This window comes from Mycobacterium intermedium (assembly GCF_002086275.1).
GTDB lineage: Bacteria > Actinomycetota > Actinomycetes > Mycobacteriales > Mycobacteriaceae > Mycobacterium > Mycobacterium intermedium.
On sequence record NZ_MVHT01000354.1, the window covers coordinates 1 to 294 of the forward strand.

Annotated in this window: 1 protein-coding gene; it reads right to left on the reverse strand. The window is 74.5% G+C overall.

The genetic code is table 11. The annotated features are described in order from the left end of the window. Window positions 1-229: hypothetical protein (locus BST27_RS32235; RefSeq protein WP_211285356.1), on the reverse strand; the 229-nt coding region annotated here is incomplete at its 3' end. Window positions 230-294: the final 65 nt, after the last annotated feature.

Genomic DNA, 294 nt, shown 5'->3' on the forward strand with positions numbered 1-294 from the left:
CTCCGCCCGGCGTTCCGCTGCCACCGGCGGCGGTTGCGCTGACACCGGCATCTCCATCGCCACCGGCTCCACCGGCCCCGCCGTTGCCGAACAACAGCCCACCGGCACCGCCGTTACCGCCGACACCGCCGTTAGCCGACTCGCCACTACCTGCCCCGCCGAAGCCTCCGGCGCCACCCGCACCCCACAACCCAGCGCTACCACCAGTCCCGCCGGCGCCGCCGGCCACACCGGCGCCCCCGACCGCCGTTGACTATACGAGTCGCGAGCGATGCGCCATCGGCCGTCGTCACG